This is a genomic window from Gemmatimonadales bacterium, assembly GCA_035502185.1.
Classification (GTDB): Bacteria; Gemmatimonadota; Gemmatimonadetes; order Gemmatimonadales; family JACORV01; genus Fen-1245.
This window is the reverse complement of sequence record DATJUT010000004.1, coordinates 1-23,377: the sequence shown is the minus strand read 5'-3', so window position 1 is coordinate 23,377 and position 23,377 is coordinate 1. Positions and strand designations below refer to the sequence as shown.

Below are 23,377 nucleotides of genomic sequence, written 5' to 3'. Positions count from 1 at the left end.
ATGCCGCGCCGCACCGCTCCGCCCTTCACCGCCCTGTGCATCGTCGCCTCGATCCTCGGGATCGCCGCCGCGCCCCGGCCGGCGGCGGCGCAGGACTGGGACTCGCCCACGGTGCTCGACCTGGTGGACCACGCCATCGTCCGCCGCAGTGCCGCGTTCGCCGACACGGCGCTCCGGGACTTCAGCGCCCGCGCCCACGGCTTCGTGTTCTTCCTCGGCCAGATCGGAGAGGGGCTCTCGGAACCGCCGCGGCTCGTCAAGGCGGACCAGCTCGAGCTGCAAGTCTACTGGAAGGCGCCGAATCTCAGCAAGCAGATCATCATCGGATGGCGCGACCGGAAGGACCTGCCGACCGACATCCAGTACCACCGCGATCACCTGGGCATCGCCCTCAACAACTTCCCCGATCGCATCCGGCTCGGCGAGGGCGACGAGGTGCGGGACGTCCCGCACCCGCTGGCCCCCAACGGCCCGGACCTCTACCAGTACGCGCTCACCGACTCGCTGAGCATCCAGCTGCCGGACCGCGCCATCCGGGTGTACGAGATCGCCGTGCGCCCGCGCGACTACCAGGCGCCGCGGCTGGTGGGCTCGATCTTCCTCGACGTGGACCAGGGCGAACTGGTGCGGATGGCGTTCGAGTTCACGCGCGCCGCGTACCTCGATCCGCAGCTCGAGGACATCACCGTCGCGATCGAGAACAGCCTCTGGGCGGGACGGTACTGGCTCCCCTACCGGCAGGAGATCGCGATCCGCCGGCGCGGGACGTGGCTCGACTTCCCGGTGCGCGGGATCATCCAGGGCCGGTGGGAGATCGACGGCTACCGGTTCAACCAGGGCGTAGACGCGTACCTGTTCCACATGCCGGGCCCGGAGATCGTCTTCACGGCGCCGGAGGTGCGGGATTCGTTCCCCTGGACGAACTCCCTGGACGTGGCGATCCGCGGCGTGGGGCAGTCGGCCGGGGTCGAGGACTTCGCCGACGTGCGGGCGCAGGTGCGGGCCGTGGCGATGGGCCACGCGATCGACGGCCTGCGGCGCACCCAGCTGGGCGGGACCTCGCTGTCGGACTTCGCGCACTTCAACCGGGTCGAGGGACTGGCCCTGGGCCTGGGCGCGACGCTGCGCGGCGGCAACGACGCCACGTCCCTGCACGTCCGGGCGGGGGCGGCGACGGCGGCGACCCTGTTCACGGGCGCGGCGGAGCTGACGGCACGACACGGCGCGTGGACCTGGCGGGCGGGCGGCGCACGGGAGGTCCGCGACCTGGGCGACGAGCCGGTGATCTCCGGCGTGGTCAACTCGCTGTCGGCGCAGGAGACCGGCGCCGACTATGGCGACTACTTCCTCGCGACGACCGGCGCCGCGAGCGCGGACCTCGCCCTGAGCGGGCGGGCCTCGGTACGGCTCGCGGCCGGCTGGGAGCGGATCGGCTCGCTCGCGACCCACGCGAGCTGGGCGCGCGGAACGTTCGGGCCGAACCCGTCGGTCGGCGCCGGCGACTGGACGCGCGTGCAGCTCTCGCTGCGGCAGGCGGCGCCGTCGTTCTCGATGGAGCGGAACCTGTCGGGCCGCCTCGAGGTCGAGGGGGGCGCGGGCCCGGGCCGCTATCTGCGCGCGTACGGGCAGGTGCGCTGGCAGTTGCCGGCGGGGAGCGGCTGGCTGGTGGCGCGCGCGAGCGCGGGCGGGGCCACGGCCGACCTGCCGGCCTACCGGGCGTTCGTGCTCGGAGGCCGCGGCACGCTGCTCGGCGAGCCGTTCCGCGCCTACGCCGGCCGGGAGTCGGCCTGGGGCTCGCTGGAGCTGCGGCTCCCGGTCGGCGTGCCCGAGATACCGCTCGGCTCCTTCGCCGGGACGGGCCGGAGCGCGACGCTGATCCCGTTCGTGGCGGCCGGCTGGGTGGGCGAGCCGGTGCTGCCGGCCGTCGGCGTGCCGTCGCGCGGCGTCCGGCCGGTGCTCGGTCTCGGGCTCGGGTGGTTCCACGACATGATCCGCCTCGATGCCGGCTACGGGCTCCGGACGGGCAGGCTGGGGATGGCCGTCGACGTCAGCCGCGACTTCTGGGACATCCTGTAAGTCCGCGTTCCGCGCCGCGTTGCCGCCCCGCCGGGCGCGGAGGCATATTTCCATCGCCTTGAGGCTCCACGGGGGAAGGCGGCAGCGTGGCTGAACGGGTATTCCCCGACGAGTGGCTCGTCACGACGATCTCGGCGATGATCACGCCCGAGGCGGTCGCGGCGTTGCGGGCCGTGGCGGAGCCCACCTCCACGCTGTGGGAGCTCACCACGGCGAAGGGCTACGCCTCCGACGACCAGATTCTGGCCGCGATGTCCAAGCGGTTCCGGGTGCCGGTCGCGGAGGACGCCAAGCCCGAGCCCAAGATGAAGGAGATCATCCCCGAGGCCGTCGCGCGGCGCTACCACATCGTGCCGCTCCGGGCGACGGATTCGGTCCTCGAGGTCGCGACGGCCAACCCGTTCGACCTCGACGCCGAGAAGGGGCTCGCCTTCGCGTCCGGTCGCGAGGTGCGGATGCAGCTGCTCTCGCCCGGCAAGATCGCGTCCATCACCGACGAGATGTACCGGCCCGACAGCGTCATCGACAAGCTGCTCGAAGGCATGGAAGGCTCGGGCGAGATCGAGCAGCTCGAGCAGGAATCGCCCGAGGACGAGTTCCTGGTCAGCGCCGAGGAGGCGTCGCAGCGGCCGGTCGTCCGGCTGGTGGACCTGATCCTCTCCGAGGGCATCCTCTCGCGGGCGAGCGACATCCACATCGAGCCCGAGGAGGGCGGGTTCGCCGTCCGCTACCGCATCGACGGCGTGCTGCGGCAGGTGATGAAGGTCCCGCGGGCGGCGGGATTTCCGCTGGTCTCCCGCATCAAGATCATCTCGAGCCTGGACATCGCGGACCGGCTGCGCCCGCAGGACGGCCGGGCGCGCGTCGCCGTGAACGGCGTGCCCGTGGACCTGCGCGTGTCCACGCTGCCGGCGTCCATGGGCGAGAAGGTCGTCATCCGGATCCTGGACTCGCGGGCGACGGTGCTGTCGCTCGACGCGCTGGGGCTCAACCCGGAGGAGTTCGCGGCCTTCAAGGGGCTGCTGGACCATCACGAGGGCATCATCCTCGTCACCGGGCCCACCGGCTCGGGCAAGACCACGACGCTGTACTCGGCCATCCGGAGCATCCAGAGCGGCAAGACCAACATCGTGACCGTGGAGGACCCGGTCGAGTACCGGTTGCAGGGGATCGTGCAGGTCCAGGTGCACGAGAAGGCCGGCCTCACCTTCGCCAACGCCCTGCGGTCGATCCTGCGCCAGGACCCGGACGTCGTGCTGGTGGGCGAGATCCGGGACCGCGACACGGCGCAGATCGCGGTGCAGGCGTCGCTCACCGGCCACCTGGTGCTCTCGACGCTGCACACCAACGACGCGGCGAACGCGGTGACCCGCCTGGTGGACATCGGCATCGAGGCCTACAAGATCGCGGCGTCGCTGCGCGGCGTCGTGGCGCAGCGGCTGATGCGGAAGCTCTGCCCCGCCTGCAAGGAGGTGTGGGTCGAGTCGGTGCCGGAGAAGCTGGAGAAGTGGGTGCCCAAGGGCACGCCCCTCTACCGGGCGGTGGGCTGCTCGGAGTGCGCGATGACCGGGTACCGGGGGCGCTTCTCCATCGTCGAGGTGCTCACGGTGACGCCGGAGGTGGAGCGGCTCATCGGAGCCGGCGCGACCGCGGACAAGCTCGCCGAGGTGGCGCGGGCCGGCGGGATGCAGGGGCTGTGGGAGAGCGGCCTCGGGCACATCCTGCGCGGGGAGTCCAGCCTCGACGAGCTGATGCGGGTGGTGGACGTGCCGTTCGAGGGCGAGGACGGCACGGAGCCGGAGCTCGGCGCCGGGCAGGCCACCGCCACCGAGCCCGCGGCACCTCCCGCGGGCGCGGCGGTCGCGGCGCGCGAGGGGCGCTCGGGCGGCGCGGCGTCCGGGACGTTCGAGCTGCTCGACAACCTCGACCTGCCCGGCTCCAAGGTCACGAGGCTCAAGCGCAAGGTGCTGTTGGTGGACGACGAGGACTCGTTGCGGCGGGTGATGAAGGACCTGCTCGAGCGGGAGGGCTACGTCGTCTCCGAGGCGCGCGACGGGGTCCAGGCCCTGGACCAGGTGGACCGCACCGGCCCGGACGTCATCGTGCTGGACCTCAACCTTCCGGGCCTCGACGGCTACGGGGTGCTGTCGCACCTGCGCTCGCGCCCCGCCACGGCCGAGATCCCGGTGGTCGTGCTCACGGCCAAGGGCGACGAGGACAACGAGGTGCGCGTCTTCGAGCTCGGCGCCGACGACTTCCTCACCAAGCCGTTCCGCGCCCGCGCGCTCTCGGCCCGGCTCGACGCCGTGCTCGGCCGGCGCCGCCCCAGCCCCTAGCCTTCGTCCCCGTGCCAACGCCGTGAGCCGCACCGCCGAGGTCCGCCGCGGCGCCCTCACGACCGCCATCGTCGTGCGCCTCGCCGTCGACGGCCGCGGACGCGCCAGCGTCAGGACCGGCGTCTCCGCGTTCGATCAGCTGCTCGAGGCCATCGCCCTGCAGGGGCGCTTCGATCTGGACGTCGAGGCCGCCGACGCGTCGCCGCCGGACGCGCACGGCGTCGTGGTCGCGACCGGCGCGGCGCTCGGCGAGGCGTTCGCCCGGGCCGTGGGGCCGCGCGAGGTGACGCGCGGCATCGGGGACGCCACCGTGCCGGTCGCGGGCGCCCTGGTGCGCGCGGTGTGCGACCTCCGGGGCCCGGGTCTGCTGGCCTATCACGCGGCGCCGCCGGCGTGGCAGCTCGTGGGCGACTACGACGTCGCCCTGACGCCGGAGTTCTGGCAGGCGTTCGCGGGCGAGGCGCGGGTCACCCTGCATCTCGACCTGCTGCGCGGCGAGCACGGCCGCCCCATCACGGAGGCGGCCTACTCGGCGGTGGCGCGGGCGCTGGCCGCCGCCGCCGAGCGCGACCCGCGGGTCGCGGGGACGCCCGGCCCGGCGGGTGAGGGTCGGCCGTGACCGACGTCCGGGTGGCGATCGTGGACGTCTACGTGCTGCGGTTCCGTCCCGACGCGGACCGCGGGATGGCCGGGCCGGCCCGGCCGCGGTCGGGCGGCGGGCCGGACGTGCTGGTGCTGCGGCGGGCGGAGGGCCTGCGCAGTCCCGGCACCTGGGAGACCGTGCACGGACACATCGCCGAGGGCGAGACGCCGGTGGCCGCCGCGCTGCGGGAGCTGAAGGAGGAGACGGGTCTCGCGCCGTCGCGGCTCTACAACCTCAGTCGCGTCGAGAGTTTCTACCTGCACCGCCGCGACGTCGTCGCCCTGATTCCGGCGTTCTGCGCGGTGGTCCCCGCCGCTGCGACCGCCGTCACCTCCGAGGAGCACGACCGCGCGGAGTGGCTCACCCCCGACGAGGCGGCGCGGCGCTTCTACTGGCCGAGGGAACGGCGCGCGCTGGCGGACGCGCTGCAGCTCTTCGAGAGTGGCGATGCGGGCGGGGCGGAGGACGTGCTGCGCATCGTGTGATTCAGCCGGCGGTCGCCCGGCTGTCCTCTGCCGACCGAAACACTTCCTCCGCCGTCCGCTTGAGCTCCCGCAGGTCGAACGGCTTCGGCAACAGCCTGGTCCCGATGGCGAGCCGGTCGTCGCCGTCCAGGCGCGCGCTGGTGGACAGCACCAGGCGCGTATGCACCTCGAACGGCAGCCGCCGCAGGGCCGACGCGAAGGGCTCGTCGCCGGCCGAGGCGAGCCGGTCGGCGATCACCAGATCGTAGCGCTCCGTCCGGGCCAGCCGCAGGGCATCGGTGCCGCTGACGGCCGCGTCCACCCGGTGCCCGTCGCGGGCGAACAGGGCGCTCACGACCTGGCGGACCACGGGATCGTCGTCCACGACGAGAATGCGGCGGGGCCCCGCCGGAGCCGCGTCGGCGGCGGTCGGCCCGCCGCTCCCGCCGCCGGCCGGCGGCAGCGACAGCACGAAGGTGGCGCCCTGTCCGAGCCGCGAGTCGGCGGTCAGGGTGCCGCCGTGGGCCTCGGCGATGCCGTAGGACACGAACAGTCCCAGGCCGGTGCCCTCGCCCGGGGCCTTGGTGGTGAAGAAGGGACTGAACATCTGGGCGCGCACTTCCTCGGTGAGCCCGGGTCCCGTGTCGGCCACGCGCAGCACGACGCGCCCGTCCTCGACCTTGAGGCGGATGGCCACGCGCCGCGGCCTGCCGCGCGGCAGGTCGGTCACCGCCTGGACCGCGTTGGTGACCAGGTTCAGCGCCACCTGCTGCAGCTGGTGGCGATCGCCGAGGACCGCGGGGAGTCCCGGCGCCACGACGATCTCCGCGGTGACGCTGCGCCGCCTGAGCTCGTAGCCGAGCAGGGCGAGAGTGCGCTGCACCACCTCGCCCAGGTCCACCGGCTCCCGCTCCGCCGGACCCTTGCGGGCGAACGTCAGGAGGTCGTGGACGATGTGGCCCGCGCGCTCCGCCTGCTCGTTGATGATGCGCAGGTGCTCGCGCCCGGGCGCGCCCGCCGGCGACTGCTCCAGCAGGAACTCGGACAGTCCGGCGATCGAGGTGAGGGGGTTGTTCAGCTCGTGCGCGACGCCCGACACGAGGGTGCCCACCGCGGCCATCTTCTCGCTCTGGATGAGCTGCGCCTCGAGCGCCTGCTGCTCCGTGATGTCCTCCACGACCACCACCGCCGAGGCGTCGCTCACGGCGCGCGCGACGGGCGTCACGGCGATCCGGAGCACCCGGTTCAGCTTCTCCGACCGCTGGACGATCGGCGCGGGGCGGCCGCCGGCGACGGCGGTCTCGAGCAGTCGGGCCAGCGCGCCGGGCTCGCCGAACAGCGTCTCGCCGAGGCGCGCGCCGCCGATGGTGGTGACTCGCCGGCCGGCCAGCTCCGCGAACGCCGTGTTGGAGCGCTGGATCACGCCGTCCGCGCTCACCAGCGCGATGCCCTCGGAGATGGCGTCGAAGGTCGCCTCCCACTGCTCCTTGCCGCGGCGCAACAGGTCGAACAACCCGCGGCGCCGGCCGCGCTCGAGCAGCACCAGGGCGACCGCCAGCGCCGCGGCCACGCCGCCGAGCACCAACGACAGGGCGAGCGGCATCGCCTACGGCTGTCGCTGTTGTGCGGCGCGCGCCAGGACGCGGGCGCGCTCACTCTGGAGCAGGGTGAGGGAGTTGTCGAAGGTCGCCGAGTTCTGGTCGCCGTAGAAGACGGTGAACGTCTGCGAGATGGGGATGGCCGGGTCGAAGATGTAGACGGCCGAGGCCTGCTGGCGCTGGTCGAGCCGCGCGTCGGTCCACTGGGGCGAGAGCGGGAGGATGTCCAGCGGGCGGTAGAAGATGCCCTGGCTCTGGATGGACACCTGGTCCGGGACGAACGTCACCATCGGCTGCAGCCCGAAGAAGGTGACGAAGAAGACCGTGGCGCTGTCCCGTCCCACGGCGCGCGCGGCGGCCGCGATGGCCCCCGCCTTGCTCTGGACCAGCGCGTGCAGCGAGCCGTAGGTGTCGGGCGCCAGCAGGCGGATGACGTGCTCGTCGAGCGGCAGCACCCGCACCGCGAGGTTGACCGTGGTGATGGTGACGGCGACCTGGTCCTGGCGGAGCGAGCCGAAGCCCGCGGGAGGCAGGTCGCTGTCCTGCGCGGCGAGAACGGCCGGGGCCGCCAGGACGGCCGCGGCGAGCGCCGCCGCCTCAGCCCACGTGCGCCAGTACGCTGTCACGGAGATCCTCCGCGCCTTCGCGTGTCTTGGAGCTCGTCAGCACGAACTCGGCCGCGTCGAGGTGCAGCCGCAGGGCGATGGCCGCGGCGCGCGCCGCCCGCTTGCCCCGGGTGACCTGGTCGGCCTTGGTGAGCGCGACCAGCACGGGCACCCCCCGCGCGTTGAGCAGCGCGCCGATCGCCAGGTCGTCGGGGGAGGGCTCGCGCCGGATGTCCAGCAGCCACACCACGCCGGCGAGCGTGGCGCGGCGGGCGACGTACTCGTCGGCCAGCCGCTGCCACACCGCGCGCTCGGCGGCGGCGGCGCGCGCCCATCCGTACCCCGGGAGGTCCACCAGGTAGCAGCCGGTGCCCCAGCGGTACACGTTGAGGAACCGGGTCTTGCCGGGGATCCGGCTGGCGTGGGCGAGGGCCCGCCGGCCCAGCAGCAGGTTGACCAGGCTCGACTTGCCGACGTTGCTGCGGCCGGTGAACGCGATCTCGGGCAGCGCGGGACCGGGAATCGGCGCGTCCCACTGGGCCAGCGACGTCACGAACTCGCTTACCAAAAGCCCCCTCGGGGAGGGGGCCTCTGTCCGCGGCACGTCAGGCCTCTTTCTTGGCGCGTGGTCGCTCGGTCACCAGCAGCGGCTGGCGGCCCTCGAGGATGCACTCCCGGGTGATGGCCACCTCGGTGACGTCGTCCCGCGCCGGAAGGTCGAACATGATCTCCGTCATCACCTTCTCGAGGATGGCGCGCAGCCCGCGCGCGCCGGCCCCGCGCTTGATCGCCAGCTGGGCGGCCGCGCGCAGCGCCTCCGGCTCGAAGCTCAGCCGCACGTCCTCGAGCTCGAACAGCTTCTTGTACTGCTTGGTGAGCGCGTTCTTGGGCTCGACCAGGATCCTGACCAGCGCGTCCTCGTCGAGCGTCTCGAGCGGCACGGTGACCGGCAGCCGGCCGATCAGCTCCGGGATGAGGCCGTAGCGCAGCAGGTCGTCGGGCTCCACCTCGCCGTAGGGGTTCCGCCGCTGCAGCGCCGGCACGCCCCGGTCGACCTCGTCCTTGGTGAACCCGATCCGGCGCCGCCCGGTGCGCGACTCGATGATCTTCTCCAGCCCGTCGAAGGCGCCGCCGCAGATGAACAGGATGTCCTTGGTGTTGATCTGGATGTATTCCTGCTGCGGGTGCTTGCGCCCGCCCTGCGGCGGAACCGACGCGATGGTCCCCTCGAGAATCTTGAGCAGTGCCTGCTGCACGCCCTCGCCCGACACGTCGCGCGTGATGCTCGGGTTCTCGCTCTTGCGGGCGATCTTGTCGATCTCGTCGATGTAGACGATCCCGCGCTCGCACTCGGCGACGTTGAAGTCGCCGGCCTGGAGCAGCCGCACCAGGATGTTCTCCACGTCCTCGCCGACGTAGCCGGCTTCGGTGAGGGTGGTCGCATCGGCGATGGTGAAGGGGACGTCGAGCATCCGCGCCAGCGTCTGGGCCAGCAGCGTCTTGCCGACGCCGGTGGGCCCGATCAGCAGGATGTTCGACTTCTCGAGCTCGACCTCGTTGTCCTTGATGGACTGGGAGTTGATGCGCTTGTAGTGGTTGTAGACGGCGACCGCCAGGGCCTTCTTGGCCCGCTCCTGCCCGATCACGTACTGGTCCAGCACCTCCTTGATCTCCACGGGGGTGGGGACCTGGGTGATCGCGTCGGCGACCTCGCGTTCCTCGTCCTCCGCCAGGATCTCGTTGCACAGCGCGATGCACTCGTTGCAGATGTAGACCGACGGTCCGGAGATGAACTTCCGGACCGAGTCCTTGGACTTTCCGCAGAACGAGCAGCGCAGGTGGCGGTCGTTGGACATGGGCGCCTGGTTACGGGACCTTGAGGCGAATATGCCGAGCCGCCGCGCCTAAAGTCAAGCGACGCCTAGCTTTTCGTGCCCACCTCGAGCACCGAGCCGGGGGCCAGGACCTGGTCGATGATGCCGTACTGCTTCGCCTCCTCGGCCGACATGAAGCGGTCTCGGTCCATGTCCTTCTCGATCTGCTCCACCGTCTGGCCGGTGTGCTTGGCGTACAGCTCGTTGAGCTTGCCCCGGAGGTAGAGGATCTCCCGGGCCTGGATCTCGATGTCGGCGGCGGTGCCCTGCGTCCCGCCCGAGGGCTGGTGCATCATGATCCGCGAGTGCGGCAGGGCGCTGCGCTTGCCCTTCCGGCCGGCCGCCAGGAGGAACGACCCCATCGAGGCCGCCATCCCCATGCAGATGGTGTTCACCGGCGCGCTGATGTGCTGGATCGTGTCGTAGATCGCCATCCCGCTCGACACCAGGCCGCCGGGCGAGTTGATGTACACGTAGATGTCCTTCTCCGGGCTGTCGGCCTGGAGGAAGAGCAGCTGCGCGATGACGATGTTCGACACGTCGTCGTTGATCGGCACGCCGAGGAAGATGATCCGGTCCATCAGCAACCGGGAGAAGATGTCGTAGGTGCGCTCGCCACGGCTGGAGCGCTCGATGATGTACGGCGGATACAGCGTGGACACGTCGTCTCGGTCTCCCACGGATGCGCCCTGTGTCAACGGGTGGGCGGTGCGTCCTCCACGGTGCTCTGACCGAGGAGGAAGGTGAACACGTTCTCTTCGGTGATGGACCGCTCCAGCTCGCGGAGGCGGCCCGCCTTGTCGAGCGCGGCCCGCACGGCCGCGGGCGTCTCGCCGCGGCGGCGGGCGACCTCGGCGACGCGGGACGCGACCGCGTCGCCGCTCGCCGCGAGCCCCTTCTGCTCGGCGACCGTCTCGATGATCAGGTCGCGCCGCACGCCCGCCTCCGCCACCGGCCGGAACTCCCCGGCGAACCGTCCGCGCTGCTCCTCGGGGACGCCGTACGCCGCGACGTAGGCCGCGAGTGCGCGGTCCAGGAGCGACGGGGGCACGGCGACGTTGTTGGCGGCGGCGATCTGGTCGATCAGCTCGCCCCGCACCCGCGCGTCGGCCTCGCGCTTGGCTTCGGCCTCGAGGTCGGTGCGCACCGCGGCCCGGAGCGCCGCCACCGAGTCGAACTCGCCGACCTCCCGGGCGAACTCGTCGGTCAGGTCGGGCAGCGTCTGCCGCTTGACCTCGCCCAGGGTCGCGCGGACGCGGCGGCTCTGGCCGCGCTTGGCCGCGTCCGGGTGGTCGTCCGGGAACCGCAGGGTGCCTTCCCAGGCGGCGCCGGGGTCGAGCTCCATGAGCCGCGCCTCCAGTTCCGGCAGCGCGCGACCCTGTCCCAGGACGAACCGCACCGGCTCGGGCTCGCCCGCGGCCGGCTCGTCGAGGTTCGCGATGGTCGCCTCCACCAGGTCGCCGGGCTTGGCCCGCTCCGTGACCGGCGCCCACGGGGCCCGCTGCTCGCGCAAGCTCGTGATCTGGGCGTCCACCATCTCGTCGGTGACGGCGGCCGACCGCCGCGTCAGGCGGAATCCGCCCAGCCGCTCGAGGGCGATCTCCGGCTTCACGTCCACCAGCAGCTCGAAGGTGAGCGGGGAGCCGTCCTCGAACTTCACGTTGCGCACCTGCGGGTCCGAGATCGGCTTGAGGCCGTCCTGGTCGCGCGCGGCTTCCCAGGACGCGCGCAGCAGCTCCTCGATCACGCTCTGGCGGATCGCGTCGCCGAAGCGGCGGCGCACCACGGCCGCCGGCGCCTTGCCCTTGCGGAAGCCCTGCACCTTGAGCTGCCGGGCGTAGCGCTCGGTGGTCGCCGCCTCGGCGGCACGCACCCGCTCGGGCGTCACCGTCACGGCGTAGGTGCGGCGCGCCGCATCCTGCGCGGCCGCGGTGATGGCGATGCCGGTATCGGTCATAGTGCGAAAGGGGGGACTCGAACCCCCACGGGTTGCCCCACGGGCTCCTAAGGCCCGCGCGTCTGCCAGTTCCGCCACTTTCGCGCGCTGCGCGCCCGCGCCGCACGCGCGCCGACCCGGCGACGCCGCGGTCGTCGCGCCGCCCGCTCGATACGGCCGTGACGCGAGTGCCACCCCAAGATAACCGCGGCCGGCCGAGACGACGAGCGCCCGCGGGTGCGGGCGCTCGCCTGGTGACGGTCTTTCCGGGGCGCGGCTACCGCACGCGCAGGCGCACGACCCGCCGGGTGGCGCTGCCGCCACCCACGTTGGCGACCCGGAGCGTCACGATGTCGCCGGCATGCAGCCCGTGGGCGGCGCGCTGCAGCTCCTCGGGCGTCCGGGTCCGCACGCCGTTCACCTCCAGGATCACGTCCGCGCCGGCGCCCGCGCCGGGGGGGAACAGCTTCTGGAAGGCGGGCCCGTCGGCGTCCACCTCGGTCACCAGGGGGCCGCGCAAGTCGGTGTCGACCTGCCGCGCGTCCTCCGCGCTCAGGCTCTCCACCGTGACCCCCAGCTTGCGCGACGCCTCGTCGCCCGGGGCCACCCCCTTGTCGCCGCCCCTGGTCGCGCTCGCCACCTGGGCCGTGTCGGCGCCGGCGGAGGCGAGCCGCACGTCGTAGGTCCGCACCTGGCCGCCGGCGTGCACCGCCTGCACGTGCACCACTTCGCCCGGATGCCGGAAGCCCACCATGGACTGGAGCTGCGCCACGTGGTCGATCGCCGTGTCGTTGAGGGCGACGATGACGTCACCGGGCACGAGCCCGGCCGCCTTCGCCGGCGAGTTCTGGCAGCTGAAATCCTGGATCACGACGCCGCGCACGTCCTTGAGGCCCACGGCCTCGGCGTCCTCGGGCGTGATCTGGTTGATCGCGATGCACAGGACGGCGCGCTCCACGCGGCCGGTGGCGATGAGGTCGTCCATCACCTTGCGCGCCAGGTTGATCGGGACCGCGAATCCGTAGCCCTCGTAGTAGCCCGTCTGGGAGGCGATGGCGGCGTTGATGCCGATCACCTCGCCGTTGAGGTTCACCAGCGGCCCGCCCGAGTTGCCGGGGTTGATCGCGGCGTCGGTCTGGATGAAGTCCTGGATCTGGTAGCGGTCGTTCGGGTCCTGCAGCCCGTACAGCGGCCGGCCCTTGGCGCTGACGATGCCCGCCGTCACCGTGAAGGTGAAGTTGAGCGGGTTGCCGATCGCGAGCACCCAGTCGCCGATGCGCGCGCCGTCGGAGTTGCCGAGCGGCAGCGGCGTGAGGTGACCGGCGTCGATCTTGATCACGGCGACGTCGGTCGCCGGGTCGCGTCCCACCACCCGCGCGTCGAACTCGCGGTTGTCGAGCAGCGTGACCCGCACGTGCTCGGCGTCCGCGACCACGTGATTGTTGGTGAGGATGTAGCCGTCCTGCGACACGACGAACCCGGAGCCGGAGCCCTGGCGGACCTGCGGCCGTCGCGGGTTGACGTCCGGCCCGAAGAAGTACTGGAAGCCCGGCGGGATGTCGGGGTGCGGCGACGACTGCACCGTGCTCTGCGTCCGGATGTAGACCACCGACGGCCGCACCCGCTCGGCGATGTCGGCGAAGCTCGGGAGCACGCCGTCCACCGTGCGGGCGCCGCCGCCGCTCGCGGCGGTGAGGTAATGCAGGCCGCGCGCCGACTCCGCCCGGCCCGGCCGCGGGAGGTTCAGCCCGGACGCGAACGCCAGCCCGAGGACGAACGCCACGGCCACGATCCCGCCCAGCTTCAGCAAATCACGGCTCTTCGACGACATGCGCCTACCTCCACGTTGGCCCGGGAATGCCCGGTACTACACCCCGGGCTGCGTTCGGGTTCTACTTCGACTGCTTCCCCTCGTCCACGATCTCGTAGTCCGCCTCCACCGCCTCGTCCTTCTTCGGCTCGGCCCCCCCGCCGGCCCCGGCGGCGGGCTCCTCGGGGCTCGCGCCCGAGCTGGCGGTCTGGCTCTGGTAGAGCGAGCGCCCCGCCTCGCTGTAGGCGCCCTGCAGCGCCTCGGCCGCCTTCTTGATCCCGTCGGCGTCGCCGGCGCGCAACGCCTTCTTCGCGCCCTCGACCGCCTCCTCGAGCCGCTTCTTCACCGCGGGCTCGAGCTTGTCCGACCACTCCTTGGAGTTCTTCTCGACGTCGTACACCAACGCGTCCAGGCGGTTACGGGTTTCGATCTCGTCGCGGCGCCGCTTGTCGTCGGCCGCGTGCTCCTCCGCGGCGTGGACCATCTTGTCGATTTCCTTGTCCGACAGCCCGGAGGACGCCTCGATCCGGATCTTCTGCTCCTTGCTGGTCGCCTTGTCCTTGGCCGTGACGTGCAGGATGCCGTTTGCGTCGATGTCGAACGTGACCTCGATCTGCGGCATCCCGCGCGGGGCCGGCGGAATCCCGGTGAGCTGGAACTTGCCGATCGTCCGGTTGTCGAGCGCCATCTCGCGCTCGCCCTGCAGCACGTGGATCTCGACCGTGGTCTGGTTGTCGTCGGCGGTCGAGAACACCTCCGAGCGCTTAGTGGGGATCGTGGTGTTGCGCGGGATCAGGACCGTGGTCACGCCGCCCAGCGTCTCGATCCCGAGCGACAGCGGCGTCACGTCGAGCAGCAGGATGTCCTTCACCTCGCCCGCCAGCACGCCGCCCTGGATCGCCGCGCCGATCGCGACCACCTCGTCCGGGTTGACGCCCTTGTGCGGCTCCTTGCCGAAGAACTCCTTCACGATCTCCTGGACCTTCGGCATCCGCGTCTGGCCGCCGACCAGGATCACCTCGTCCACTTCGTTCGGCTTCAGGTTCGCGTCGGCCAGCGCCTTCTTCATCGGCTCCAGCGTGCGCTGCACCAGGTCGCCCACCAGCTGCTCGAGCTTGGCCCGCGACAGCGTGATGTTCAGGTGCTTCGGTCCCGCCTGGTCCGCCGTGATGAACGGCAGGTTGATCTCCGTCTGCATCACCGTCGACAGCTCGCACTTGGCCTTCTCCGCCGCCTCCTTGAGGCGCTGGAGCGCCATCGGGTCCTTCGACAGGTCGATGCCCTGGTCGCGCTTGAACTCGTCCACCAGCCACTGGATGACGCGCTGGTCGAAGTCGTCGCCCCCCAGGTGGGTGTCGCCGTTGGTGCTCTTCACCTCGAACACACCCTCGGCCAGCTCGAGGATCGAGATGTCGTAGGTGCCGCCGCCGAGGTCGTAGACGGCGACCTTCTCCTCCTTCTTCTTGTCGAGACCGTAGGCCAGAGCCGATGCCGTCGGCTCGTTGATGATCCGGACCACGTCCAGGCCGGCGATCTTGCCGGCGTCCTTGGTCGCCTGGCGCTGCGAGTCGTTGAAATACGCCGGAACGGTGATCACCGCCTTCTCGACCTTGTGGCCGAGATAGTCCTCCGCGGTCTGGCGCATCTTCTGCAGGATCATCGCCGAGATCTCGGGCGGCGTGTACCGCTTGCCGCTGATCTCGACCGACGCCAGGTCGTTCTGGCCCGCGGCCACCTTGTACGGCACCCGCTTCGACTCCTCGACCACCTCGCCGATGCGTCGGCCCATGAAGCGCTTGATCGAGAAGACCGTGTTGAGGGGATTGGTGACGGCCTGGCGCTTGGCCACCTGGCCGACGAGCCGCTCGCCGTCCTTCGTGAACGCGACGACCGAAGGCGTCGTGCGGCCGCCCTCGGCGTTCGGAATCACGACCGGATCCCCGCCCTCCATGACGGCGACGACGGAGTTCGTGGTCCCCAAGTCGATTCCAATGATCTTCTCAGCCATGGTCCGATCTCCGAACGCATCAGAGGTAGATGTGCGACGGTAGCGCATGGTCGCAGGAGCAAGGGACGTGCCCCTGTTTTCTGCCAATTCGGCAGCGGGCTAAGGCTATGCCCCGCTTCGCGGTACGTTGACACGCCCCCCGGACAGGTTAGGTTGAGCCCGTGATCCCCTATCGCGACGAGAATCCCACGCTGAAGGCCCCGGTCGTCACCATCGGGATCGTGGTGGTGAACGTGCTCGTGTGGCTGGTGGTGCAGGGTGCGGGGACGACGGTGCCGCTCGCGCGGTCGGTGTGCGAGCTCGGCCTCATCCCGGGCGAGCTGACGGGGCGCGTGGCGGCCGGGACGGCCTTCGCGATGGGGCCGGACCTGGTGTGCCGGGTGGAAGGGGCGCGCCACGTCGGCCACGTGCTGACCTCGATGTTCCTGCACGGCTCGTGGATGCACATCATCATGAACATGTGGTTCTTCTGGATCTTCGGGAACAACATCGAAGACTCGATGGGGCGCTGGCGGTTCGTCGTGTTCTACCTGATGTGCGGCACGGCGGCGGCGCTCGCGCAGGTGGCCATGGACCCGGCCTCGCCGGTGCCCGTGGTCGGGGCGTCGGGTGCGATCAGCGGGGTGATGGGCGCGTACCTGGTGCTGTACCCGCGGGTCCGCGTCTACACGCTCGTGCCGCTGGGGTTCTTCCTGACGACCATCGCGCTCCCGGCGTGGGCGATGCTGGGCTACTGGATCGTGCTGCAGTTCATGGGCGGGCTGCCCCAGCTGGCCGGCCTCGGGGACAATGGCGGGGTGGCGTTCTGGGCGCATATTGGAGGCTTCGGGGTGGGCGCGGCGGCGATCAAGCTGTTCGCGAACCGGGCGTACCTGGAGTCGCGCAGGCAGAATCCGTGGGCGCCGCAGCGAGTGCGCTGGGGCTGACCTCTTCGCAGTAGACAGCGGGGAGCGGTCGGAGTGCGGATCAGTTGCGAAACGGCAAGTTGCGAGTGGTTGCGAGACTCGAGTACTGAGAACTCAGGACAGACGAGGCCCGAACTCTTGTATCTGGCGCGCATCGTGGGGCGGGTCGTTTCCACCGTGAAGCAGGATACGCTCGCGGCCATACCGCTGCAGTGGCTCCAGCCGGTGGACGCGTCGGGGAAGGACCGCGGCGCGCCGGTGGTGGCGGCCGACACGTTCGGCCTCGGTCCGGGCGAGCTGTGCTACTACATCACGGCGCGGGAAGCGTCGATCGCGCTGTGGAAGCTGGATGTTGCGGTGGATGCGGCGGTGGTGGGGAAAGTGGAGAGAGTCGACCTGAAGTGAGACGTGAGGGGTGAGAAGTGAGAGGTTCAACTCTCACCCCTCTTCTCTCACGCCGGCGTCGGGGGTGGAACCCTGTTTCTCGCGACCGTGGTCGGCGACGTGGTCAGCACCCACAAGAACGAGCGCCTGGAGGGCAAGAAGCTCCTCCTGGTGCGGCGGCTCGCGCTCGACCTCGAGCCGGAGGGCGCGGAGGTGATCGCGCTCGACGTGGTGGATGCCGGCGTCGGCGACCGGGTGCTGGTGGTGCAGGAGGGGTCCTCGGCGCGGAAGATCTTCGACGATCCCTGGATCCCCGTGCAGGCCGTGATCGTGGGCGTGCTGGATCGCGTGGACATCGGCGGAAAGCGGGTGCTATGAACGACACCGAGCTTGACCAGCTGGCGGCGGACGTGGTGCGCCGCGTGCTGCGCAGCGCGCACGGTGCGGCCGGGCCGCGGGGTCCCGCCGTGGCCGCGGCTCCCGGGGCGCCGGCGGGAACGGGGAGGCCGCTGGAGGACATCGCGTGGCGCGGGCCGCAGGTGCAGCTGGCGGCGTGGACGCCCGCGGCGGGTCCGCGGCGGGTCGCCGACTTCGTGGACCACACGCTGCTCAAGGCCGAGGCGACGCGCGCCGACATCCTGAAGCTCTGCGCGGAGGCGCGCGAGCACCGCTTCGCCGCGGTGTGCATCAATCCGGCGTGGGTGGACCTGTGCGCGCGCGAGTTGGCGGGCACGAGCGTGGCGGTGGCGAGCGTGTGCGGCTTCCCGCTGGGCGCCACCACCCCGGAGACGAAGGCGGCGGAGGCCGCGGAAGCCGTGTCCCGGGGCGCGGCCGAGGTGGACATGGTGGCCGCGATCGGGCACATCAAGGGCGGCGAGTGGGGGTACGTCGAGGACGACATCCGCGCGGTGGTGGAGGCCTGCGGCCGCCGGGGCGGTGGCGCGCTGGTGAAGGTCATCATCGAGAGCGCCGTGCTGGCGCCCGAGGACATCGTGAAGGCGTCCGCGGTCGCGAGGCTCGCGGGCGCGCACTTCGTGAAGACGTCCACGGGCTTCCACCCGGCGGGAGGGGCCACGGCGGACGCCGTGCGGCTGATGCGGCTCACCGTCGGCGACGACCTCGGCGTCAAGGCGGCCGGCGGCGTGCGGGACTGCGCGTCGGCGTTCGCGATGATCGCCGCGGGCGCGAGCCGGATCGGCACGTCGAGCGGCGTCAGCTTCGTCGGGTGCCTGGGACCCGCGCCGCTCTCGCTGGCCGAGCTGCTGAAGCAGCCGCAGGCGCACGCGGCGTCGTGCCGGAGCGGCAGCTGCGCGGCGCCGGCCGGAGGCCAGCCCTACTGACCGCCGGGGCGGTGCCCGGCGCCCGCCTGCGGCTGCCGTCCCTCGGGACGGTGCTCGCCCAGGCGCAGGCGACGCTCCGCCGCTTCCCGCTCGTGGTCGCGTGCGGGGTCGCGGCCGCGGCGGCCGCCATCCTCGTCAGCGAGGACGTGGGGCCCGGCTGGCTGCGCGACCGGCTGCTGGCCGCGGCGACGCTCGGGCTTCCACTGTGCACCGCCACGGCCCTGCTCGCCGAGCGGGCCCGGTCGCGGGCGACGCGGGTGGCGCTCGCCCTCGCCGGCCTGGCGGCGCTGGCGGCCGTGCACGCCTCCTGGGACGGCTGGTCGAAGCCGGTCCAGTTCGCACGCTACGCCGAGCTGAGCGTGGCGTTCCACCTGCTGGTCGCGGTCGCGCCGTTCGTCGGTCGCGGCCTCCCGAACGCCTTCTGGCAGTACAACCGGATCCTGTTCACGCGATTCCTGGCGGCGGTCGTCTCCTCGGCCACGCTGTTCCTGGGACTGGCGCTCGCGCTGGCGGCGCTCGACAAGCTGTTCGGCGTGGAGCTGCCGCGCACGGCGTACTTCCGCGTCTGGGTCCTGTGCGCGTTCGTGTTCAACACCTGGTTCTTCCTGGGCGGCGTCCCCGGCGATCTCGACGCGCTGGAGGAGTCGCCCGAGTATCCGGCGATCCTCCGGGTGTTCGCGCAGTACACGCTGGTGCCCCTGGTGACCGTGTACCTGGTGATCCTGACGCTGTACTTCGCCAGGGTCGTGGTCTCGTGGGACTGGCCCAGCGGCTGGATCGGCTACCTGGTGTCGGGGGTGGCGGGCGCGGGCATCCTCGCGCTGCTGCTCGTGCATCCCCTGGCCGTGCGGGAGGAGCAGGGGTGGATCGCGGGGTTCGCCCGCGCCTTCTGGCTCGGGATGCTGCCCGCGGTCGCGATGCTGTGGCTGGCGGTCTACCAGCGCGTCCACCAGTACGGCTTCACCGAGCCGCGCTATTTCCTCCTCGTGCTCTCGGTGTGGCTGGGCGCGATCGCGTTGTACTATGGCGTCACGCGCGCGCAGCGGATCCGGATCATCCCGGCGTCGCTTTGCGCGGTCGCGCTGCTGGCCTTCGCGGGTCCCTGGGGCGCGTACTCGGTGTCGCGGCGGAGCCAGGCCGGCCGGGTCCGGGACCTGCTCGCGGCCCGCGGGGTCCTGGTGGAGGGGCACCTCCGGCGCGCCGCCGCCGACTTCTCCGTGGACGACCGGAAGGCGCTGTCGGGGGGCGTCCGCTACCTGGTCGCGACGCACGGGAGCCGGGCGCTGGTGCCGGTGCTCGGCGATTCGTTCGCGACCCGGGTCATCGGGCCGGCCGAGCGGAGCGACGCCGACCCCGAGGGCCGGGCCCGCTCGATCGTCGAGGCGCTGGGCGTCACCTACGCGTCCCGCGGGGGCGAGACAGGGAGCGCCGGGCGGTATTTCGCCTTCACCAGCGACGACGGCGAGCCGACGTCGCTCGCCGGCTACGACCTGCTCCTCGTGATCCGCACCTCGCCGCCGCCGGCGCCGGACGGCGCCCCGGTGGCGTTGCTGCTGCGCCGCGCGCCGAGCGTGCGCATCGTGCGGGCCGGGCAGGTGCTGCTGGACGTGCCGCTCGACTCGGTGCTGAGCCGCGGCCGCACGGCCGGCGCGCGGGGGAGCGTGCTGCCCGCGACGGCGCTGCGATTCGGGGCCGAGAACGCGCGGGCAAGGGCCGTGGCGGTGCTGCGCAGCGTGAACGGGTACGCCGGCCCGGCCGGGCCGGTCGTGAGGGACGTCCAGGGCGTCGTGCTGCTGAAGCTGAAGCCGGGCCGCTAGGCTAGGACGCCGCCTTCGACTCCGCCAGCGGCGCGGCGCGCACCACCACCTCGCGCCCGAGCAGCTTCGCGAGCAGGTCGGCTTTCCGCTGCGCGCCCCACAGCTCCAGCTTCAGGTCGGTCGTCACCAGCCGCGGCACCACGTCCACGAGCAGCCGGTCCGGCATCATCCGCAGCCGCATCGCCTCGACCGCCGAGACGTGGCCGCGGTCCAGACCGCAGGCCATCCGCAGCAGCGCGGCCAGCCGGCGCACCAGCGCGCGGTCCTCGGGCTCCAGCGCGGCGAACTCCAGGTGCTGCTTGCTGGGGCGCCGCTTGCGGTGGTAGCGGCTCACCAGCGCGATCAGCACCCGCTCGCGCGGGGTGAACGGCAGGGACTCCGCGTGGGCGATCAGGTGGTAGCTGTGCTTGTGGTGGCTGCGGTACGAGACCAGCTGCCCCACGTCGTGCAGCAGCGCCGCGGCCTCGAGCAGGTCCCACTCGCCGGGGGCGCACCCCAGGCGCTTGCCCAGGCCGTCGAACAGCCGGCGCGCCAGCCGTGCCGTCTGCTCCCCGTGGCGGCGGTCCGTGTGGCAGCGCTCCGCGAACCGTCGCAGCGCCCGGGCGCGGGTGGGGGCCTGGCCCTCGGGGGCCGGCCGCGACAGGTGGATCAGCAGGCCCTCGCGGAGGCCGAACGCCGACACGGCGACCTTCGGAGCGTCGAACAGCTCGAGGACCTCCGCCGCGACCGCGAGGCCGGCGACGATGATGTCGGCGCGCTCGGGGTTGAGGCCCGGGACCTTCCGCCGTTCCTCCACGCTCATCGCGGCGAGCCACTCGAGGATCCGCTGCAGCTCCGGGAGCCGGACCGACGACCCGTGGATGCCGCCGGTCGGCACGGCGCCGCGGTGCCGGGCGGCGGCGACGCGGGCCAGGTTGGTGAACGTGCCGCCCGAGCCGAACAGCTTGGCGGCTTCCCACTCGCGGCCCGGCACGGCGCGGCGGAGCTTCTGCCGCACCGCGCCCCGCAGCCGCCGCACCCCGTCGCCGGCATCGGCGGTGCCGGCCAGGAACTGCTCGGTCAAGCGCACGGCGCCGAAGGGGAGCGAGACGACGCGATCCACCAGCCCGCCCACGGCGAGGACCAGCTCGAGGCTGCCGCCGCCGATGTCCGCGACCACCGCGCGCCCCCGGCCGATCGGGAAGTGCTCGCTCACCGACAGGAACGCGAGCCGCGCCTCGGTCTCGCCGTCGATCACCTCGAGGGGGATGCCCAGCTCCCGCTTCACGCGCTCGGCGAACTCCGCGCCGTTGGCCGCGTCGCGCACCGCCGCCGTCGCCACCAGCGCCAGGCGCGCGGCTCCGCGCCGCTCGGCCGCCTGGATCATCCGGCCGAGCGACTCGAGCGCCCGCTCCATCGACTCCGGCGCCAGCACGCCGGTGGACGACAGCCCGCGCGCGAGCCGCGGCTGGTCCTTGAGGTCGTCGATGATCTGGAGGTGGCCGTCCTCGCCGCGCTCGGCGATCAGGCAACGAATCGAGTTGGAGCCGACGTCGATGGCGGCGAAGCGCTCAGTCGTCGGAGACATCGACCGTGGGGGTGAGCAGCGAGGGATCGAGCAGATTGGCGACTTCGCGGCGCAGCTCGGCCTGGACGTCCTCCACCGACCGGGAGGCGTCGATGGTCGTGAAGTCGTACTGGACCGCCATCCGGTCGAATTCCTCGAGCATCAGGCGCTGGTACTTCCGGAACGAGCTGTACAGGTCGGGCGCCAGCCCGATGTCGCGGCCGGCCTCCCAGTAGTCCAGCTCCCCGCCGCGCCGCAGGGTGCGGCGGATCAGCTCGTCCGGATCGAGGCGCAGGAAGAACACGCGCCGCGGGATCAGGGCGAAGCCGTACATCCGCGCCAGCCACTCGCGGTCGAGGCCGCGGGTCGCGCCGCGCGCGATGGTGGTGTACACGTAGCGGTCGGCCAGCACCACGAATCCGCTCCGGAGCGCCGGCACGATCTCGTGCTCGATCCGGTCGGCGAGGTCCGTGGCGTAGAACAGCGCCATCGTCGTGCGGTCGAAGGAGTGCCCCTCCTTCGCCGACTCGATGCCCCGCCGGGTCAGCGCCGAGCGCACCAGGCCGGTGGAGGAGACCGCGAAGCCCTGGCCCTCGAGCCAGCCCTGCAGCAGCTCGATGTGGGTCGAGCGCCCGACCCCGTCGGCGCCCTCGACCACGATGAGGTTGCCCGGCAGATCGGGGGGAATCTCGAGCTTGGCGAGCCCGGAGCCGTAGAAGCGGGCGTCCATCATCACGGCCGGGTCACCGGACTGCGGGGGCGGCCGGCGCGACCGCGGCCGGGGCCGAGCGCGGCGCGTGCGCGCGGCGCAGGCCCTTCAGGATCGGCTTCACGAGGCGGCGCATCTCGCGCTGCTGCTCGACCACCGATCGGCTCCCGTCGAGGACGGTGAGATCGAACTCCTCCGCGACACGGTCGTACTGCTCGATCACCCGGGTCTGGAAGACGCGGAACGAGGTGATCGGGTCGGGCGAGAGCCCCAGGTCCATCCCCGCCTCGTGGAACTTGAGCTGGATGCGGCCGCCGGTGATCCGCGCCACCGCGGTGTCGATGTCCACCCTGAAGTACAGCGCCAGGTCGGGCCGCGTGGCGAACTGGTACAGGCCGCGGACCCACGCCGGGTCGCAGCCGCGGGCCACGTCGCGCGCGAACGCCGTGTAGGCGTAGCGGTCGGCCAACACGATCAGCCCCGCCTGGAGCGGCGGCAGGATCGAGCGCTCGTGCCGGTCCGCGAAGTCGGTGGCGTGGATGAGCGAGAACGTGGTCGGAGAGAACAGGTTCTTCTTCTTGCCGCGCCTGGTGGTGTCCTTCACGATCGGGCTGGAGTTCCATTCCGTGAACGACACGTCGTAGCCTTCCGACACCAGGAAAGTCTGGAGCAGGGACAGCTGGGTGGACTTGCCCGACCCGTCGATGCCCTCGACGACGATCAGCCGCCCCGGATAGTCGTGCGAATCGTGAATGCCCATGCACCCTTCATGAAGCGGCGTCCGGCGCTGGCCGCTCGTCCTCCGCGTGGTGCTTGATGGTCTTGCCTTCCTCCAGGAATACTACGTCCTCGGCGACGTTCGTCGCGAGGTCCGCCACCCGCTCGAGATTCCGGCTCACCAGGATCAGCTCCATCCCGGGCTTGATAACCCGTTGATCCTCCATCATATGCGTGAGCAGGATCCGGAACACGGAATCGTTCAGCGCGTCCACCGCGTCGTCGCGGCGGCACACCTCGCGCGCCAGCGGCGCGTCGCCCCGGACGAACGCCGAGAGCGCGTCCGCGAGCATCTGCCGCGAGAGCCGCGCCATCTCCACGATCTCGGGTTGCGGCACGATGTGCGGGTAGGCCGCGAGCCGCTCGGCGCACTGCGCGATGTTGCCCGCGTGGTCGCCCACCCGCTCGAGGTCGCCCACGATGCGGATCGCGGCGAAGATCAGCCGCAGGTCCTTGGCCATGGGCTGGTGCAGCGCGATGAGCTGGAACGCCTGCTCCTCGATGCTGCTCTCCAGCGTGTTGATCGTGCGGTCGCCGCGGATCACCTCC

General features: G+C 71.9%; 21 protein-coding genes and 1 tRNA gene. 9 read left to right on the top strand and 13 right to left on the bottom strand.

Annotation, left to right across the window (positions count from 1 at the left end):
* The 4 genes from VMF70_00290 (at window position 1) to VMF70_00275 (ending at window position 5,540) form a co-directional block, all read left to right on the top strand.
* Window positions 1-2,076 (top strand): hypothetical protein, encoded by a 2,076-nt coding sequence (locus tag VMF70_00290; protein ID HTT66441.1) that lies wholly within the window; start codon window positions 1-3, stop codon window positions 2,074-2,076.
* A gap of 86 nt (window positions 2,077-2,162) precedes the next feature.
* Entirely contained in the window at window positions 2,163-4,412 is a 2,250-nt protein-coding gene (locus VMF70_00285) for a type II/IV secretion system protein (GenBank protein HTT66440.1), read from the top strand.
* A 22-nt stretch (window positions 4,413-4,434) separates the two neighbouring features.
* Window positions 4,435-5,031 carry a hypothetical protein gene (locus VMF70_00280; GenBank protein ID HTT66439.1) on the top strand — a complete coding sequence of 199 codons (597 nt, stop codon included), beginning with the start codon at window positions 4,435-4,437 and terminating at the stop codon, window positions 5,029-5,031.
* Window positions 5,028-5,540 (top strand): NUDIX domain-containing protein, encoded by a 513-nt coding sequence (locus tag VMF70_00275; protein HTT66438.1) that lies wholly within the window; start codon window positions 5,028-5,030, stop codon window positions 5,538-5,540. Before VMF70_00280 ends, VMF70_00275 begins: the two co-directional genes overlap by 4 nt.
* 1 nt (window position 5,541) lies before the next feature.
* Here VMF70_00275 and VMF70_00270 read toward each other — a convergent pair whose 3' ends face one another.
* The 9 genes from VMF70_00270 to dnaK all read right to left on the bottom strand — a co-directional run bounded on the left by VMF70_00270 (window position 5,542) and on the right by dnaK (window position 15,350).
* Window positions 5,542-7,122 carry an ATP-binding protein gene (locus VMF70_00270; GenBank protein HTT66437.1) on the bottom strand — a complete coding sequence of 527 codons (1,581 nt, stop codon included), beginning with the start codon at window positions 7,120-7,122 and terminating at the stop codon, window positions 5,542-5,544.
* Between the two features lie 3 nt (window positions 7,123-7,125).
* Window positions 7,126-7,743 carry a hypothetical protein gene (locus tag VMF70_00265; GenBank protein HTT66436.1) on the bottom strand — a complete coding sequence of 206 codons (618 nt, stop codon included), beginning with the start codon at window positions 7,741-7,743 and terminating at the stop codon, window positions 7,126-7,128.
* Window positions 7,715-8,275, bottom strand: coding sequence for a ribosome biogenesis GTP-binding protein YihA/YsxC (gene yihA / locus VMF70_00260; GenBank protein ID HTT66435.1), 561 nt, complete (start codon window positions 8,273-8,275; stop codon window positions 7,715-7,717). The genes VMF70_00265 and yihA overlap by 29 nt, the downstream gene beginning before the upstream one ends.
* A gap of 52 nt (window positions 8,276-8,327) precedes the next feature.
* The gene (gene clpX / locus VMF70_00255) at window positions 8,328-9,578 is read right to left on the bottom strand and encodes an ATP-dependent Clp protease ATP-binding subunit ClpX (protein ID HTT66434.1); all 1,251 of its coding nucleotides are present in this window, start codon (window positions 9,576-9,578) and stop codon (window positions 8,328-8,330) included.
* A 65-nt stretch (window positions 9,579-9,643) separates the two neighbouring features.
* Entirely contained in the window at window positions 9,644-10,258 is a 615-nt protein-coding gene (locus tag VMF70_00250; GenBank protein ID HTT66433.1) for an ATP-dependent Clp protease proteolytic subunit, read from the bottom strand.
* A 32-nt stretch (window positions 10,259-10,290) separates the two neighbouring features.
* Complete coding sequence (gene tig / locus VMF70_00245; protein HTT66432.1) at window positions 10,291-11,553, bottom strand: trigger factor; 1,263 nt, start codon at window positions 11,551-11,553, stop codon at window positions 10,291-10,293.
* A 2-nt stretch (window positions 11,554-11,555) separates the two neighbouring features.
* Window positions 11,556-11,637: transfer RNA gene (locus tag VMF70_00240), tRNA-Leu, on the bottom strand.
* A 172-nt stretch (window positions 11,638-11,809) separates the two neighbouring features.
* On the bottom strand, window positions 11,810-13,363 hold the full coding sequence (locus VMF70_00235; protein ID HTT66431.1) for a trypsin-like peptidase domain-containing protein: 1,554 nt from the start codon (window positions 13,361-13,363) through the stop codon (window positions 11,810-11,812).
* Between the two features lie 61 nt (window positions 13,364-13,424).
* Entirely contained in the window at window positions 13,425-15,350 is a 1,926-nt protein-coding gene (dnaK, locus tag VMF70_00230) for a molecular chaperone DnaK (GenBank protein ID HTT66430.1), read from the bottom strand.
* A gap of 161 nt (window positions 15,351-15,511) precedes the next feature.
* Here dnaK and VMF70_00225 point away from each other — a divergent pair, with 161 nt between their 5' ends.
* The 5 genes from VMF70_00225 to VMF70_00205 all read left to right on the top strand — a co-directional run bounded on the left by VMF70_00225 (window position 15,512) and on the right by VMF70_00205 (window position 19,796).
* Window positions 15,512-16,276: a rhomboid family intramembrane serine protease gene (locus tag VMF70_00225; GenBank protein ID HTT66429.1), complete on the top strand. Its 765-nt coding sequence runs from the start codon at window positions 15,512-15,514 to the stop codon at window positions 16,274-16,276.
* A gap of 117 nt (window positions 16,277-16,393) precedes the next feature.
* Window positions 16,394-16,660, top strand: a complete 267-nt coding sequence (locus tag VMF70_00220; GenBank protein ID HTT66428.1) for a EutN/CcmL family microcompartment protein — start codon at window positions 16,394-16,396, stop codon at window positions 16,658-16,660.
* Between the two features lie 87 nt (window positions 16,661-16,747).
* Window positions 16,748-17,017, top strand: coding sequence for a EutN/CcmL family microcompartment protein (locus tag VMF70_00215; GenBank protein ID HTT66427.1), 270 nt, complete (start codon window positions 16,748-16,750; stop codon window positions 17,015-17,017).
* A complete protein-coding gene (gene deoC / locus VMF70_00210) occupies window positions 17,014-17,979 on the top strand; it encodes a deoxyribose-phosphate aldolase (protein HTT66426.1) in 966 nt (321 codons plus the stop codon). The genes VMF70_00215 and deoC overlap by 4 nt, the downstream gene beginning before the upstream one ends.
* An 11-nt stretch (window positions 17,980-17,990) precedes the next feature.
* The gene (locus VMF70_00205) at window positions 17,991-19,796 is read left to right on the top strand and encodes a DUF4153 domain-containing protein (protein HTT66425.1); all 1,806 of its coding nucleotides are present in this window, start codon (window positions 17,991-17,993) and stop codon (window positions 19,794-19,796) included.
* 1 nt (window position 19,797) lies between these two features.
* Here VMF70_00205 and VMF70_00200 read toward each other — a convergent pair whose 3' ends face one another.
* The 4 genes from VMF70_00200 to phoU form a co-directional block, all read right to left on the bottom strand.
* On the bottom strand, window positions 19,798-21,363 hold the full coding sequence (locus VMF70_00200; GenBank protein HTT66424.1) for a Ppx/GppA phosphatase family protein: 1,566 nt from the start codon (window positions 21,361-21,363) through the stop codon (window positions 19,798-19,800).
* Complete coding sequence (locus VMF70_00195) at window positions 21,347-22,075, bottom strand: thymidylate kinase (protein HTT66423.1); 729 nt, start codon at window positions 22,073-22,075, stop codon at window positions 21,347-21,349. The genes VMF70_00200 and VMF70_00195 overlap by 17 nt, the downstream gene beginning before the upstream one ends.
* Window positions 22,076-22,085: 10 nt before the next feature.
* Window positions 22,086-22,811 (bottom strand): thymidylate kinase, encoded by a 726-nt coding sequence (locus tag VMF70_00190; protein ID HTT66422.1) that lies wholly within the window; start codon window positions 22,809-22,811, stop codon window positions 22,086-22,088.
* Window positions 22,812-22,818: 7 nt separating this feature from the next.
* The coding region (gene phoU, locus VMF70_00185) for a phosphate signaling complex protein PhoU (protein HTT66421.1) at window positions 22,819-23,377 on the bottom strand (559 nt) is incomplete at its 5' end.

Coding starts and splice junctions, on each gene's coding strand:
- VMF70_00290 (HTT66441.1), top strand. CDS start 1: ATGCCGCGCCGCACCGCTCCGCCCTTCACCGCCCTGTGCATCGTCGCC.
- VMF70_00270 (HTT66437.1), bottom strand. CDS start 7,122: ATGCCGCTCGCCCTGTCGTTGGTGCTCGGCGGCGTGGCCGCGGCGCTG.
- clpX (HTT66434.1), bottom strand. CDS start 9,578: ATGTCCAACGACCGCCACCTGCGCTGCTCGTTCTGCGGAAAGTCCAAG.
- tig (HTT66432.1), bottom strand. CDS start 11,553: ATGACCGATACCGGCATCGCCATCACCGCGGCCGCGCAGGATGCGGCG.
- VMF70_00235 (HTT66431.1), bottom strand. CDS start 13,363: ATGTCGTCGAAGAGCCGTGATTTGCTGAAGCTGGGCGGGATCGTGGCC.
- dnaK (HTT66430.1), bottom strand. CDS start 15,350: ATGGCTGAGAAGATCATTGGAATCGACTTGGGGACCACGAACTCCGTC.
- deoC (HTT66426.1), top strand. CDS start 17,014: ATGAACGACACCGAGCTTGACCAGCTGGCGGCGGACGTGGTGCGCCGC.
- VMF70_00200 (HTT66424.1), bottom strand. CDS start 21,363: ATGTCTCCGACGACTGAGCGCTTCGCCGCCATCGACGTCGGCTCCAAC.
- VMF70_00195 (HTT66423.1), bottom strand. CDS start 22,075: ATGATGGACGCCCGCTTCTACGGCTCCGGGCTCGCCAAGCTCGAGATT.
- VMF70_00190 (HTT66422.1), bottom strand. CDS start 22,811: ATGGGCATTCACGATTCGCACGACTATCCGGGGCGGCTGATCGTCGTC.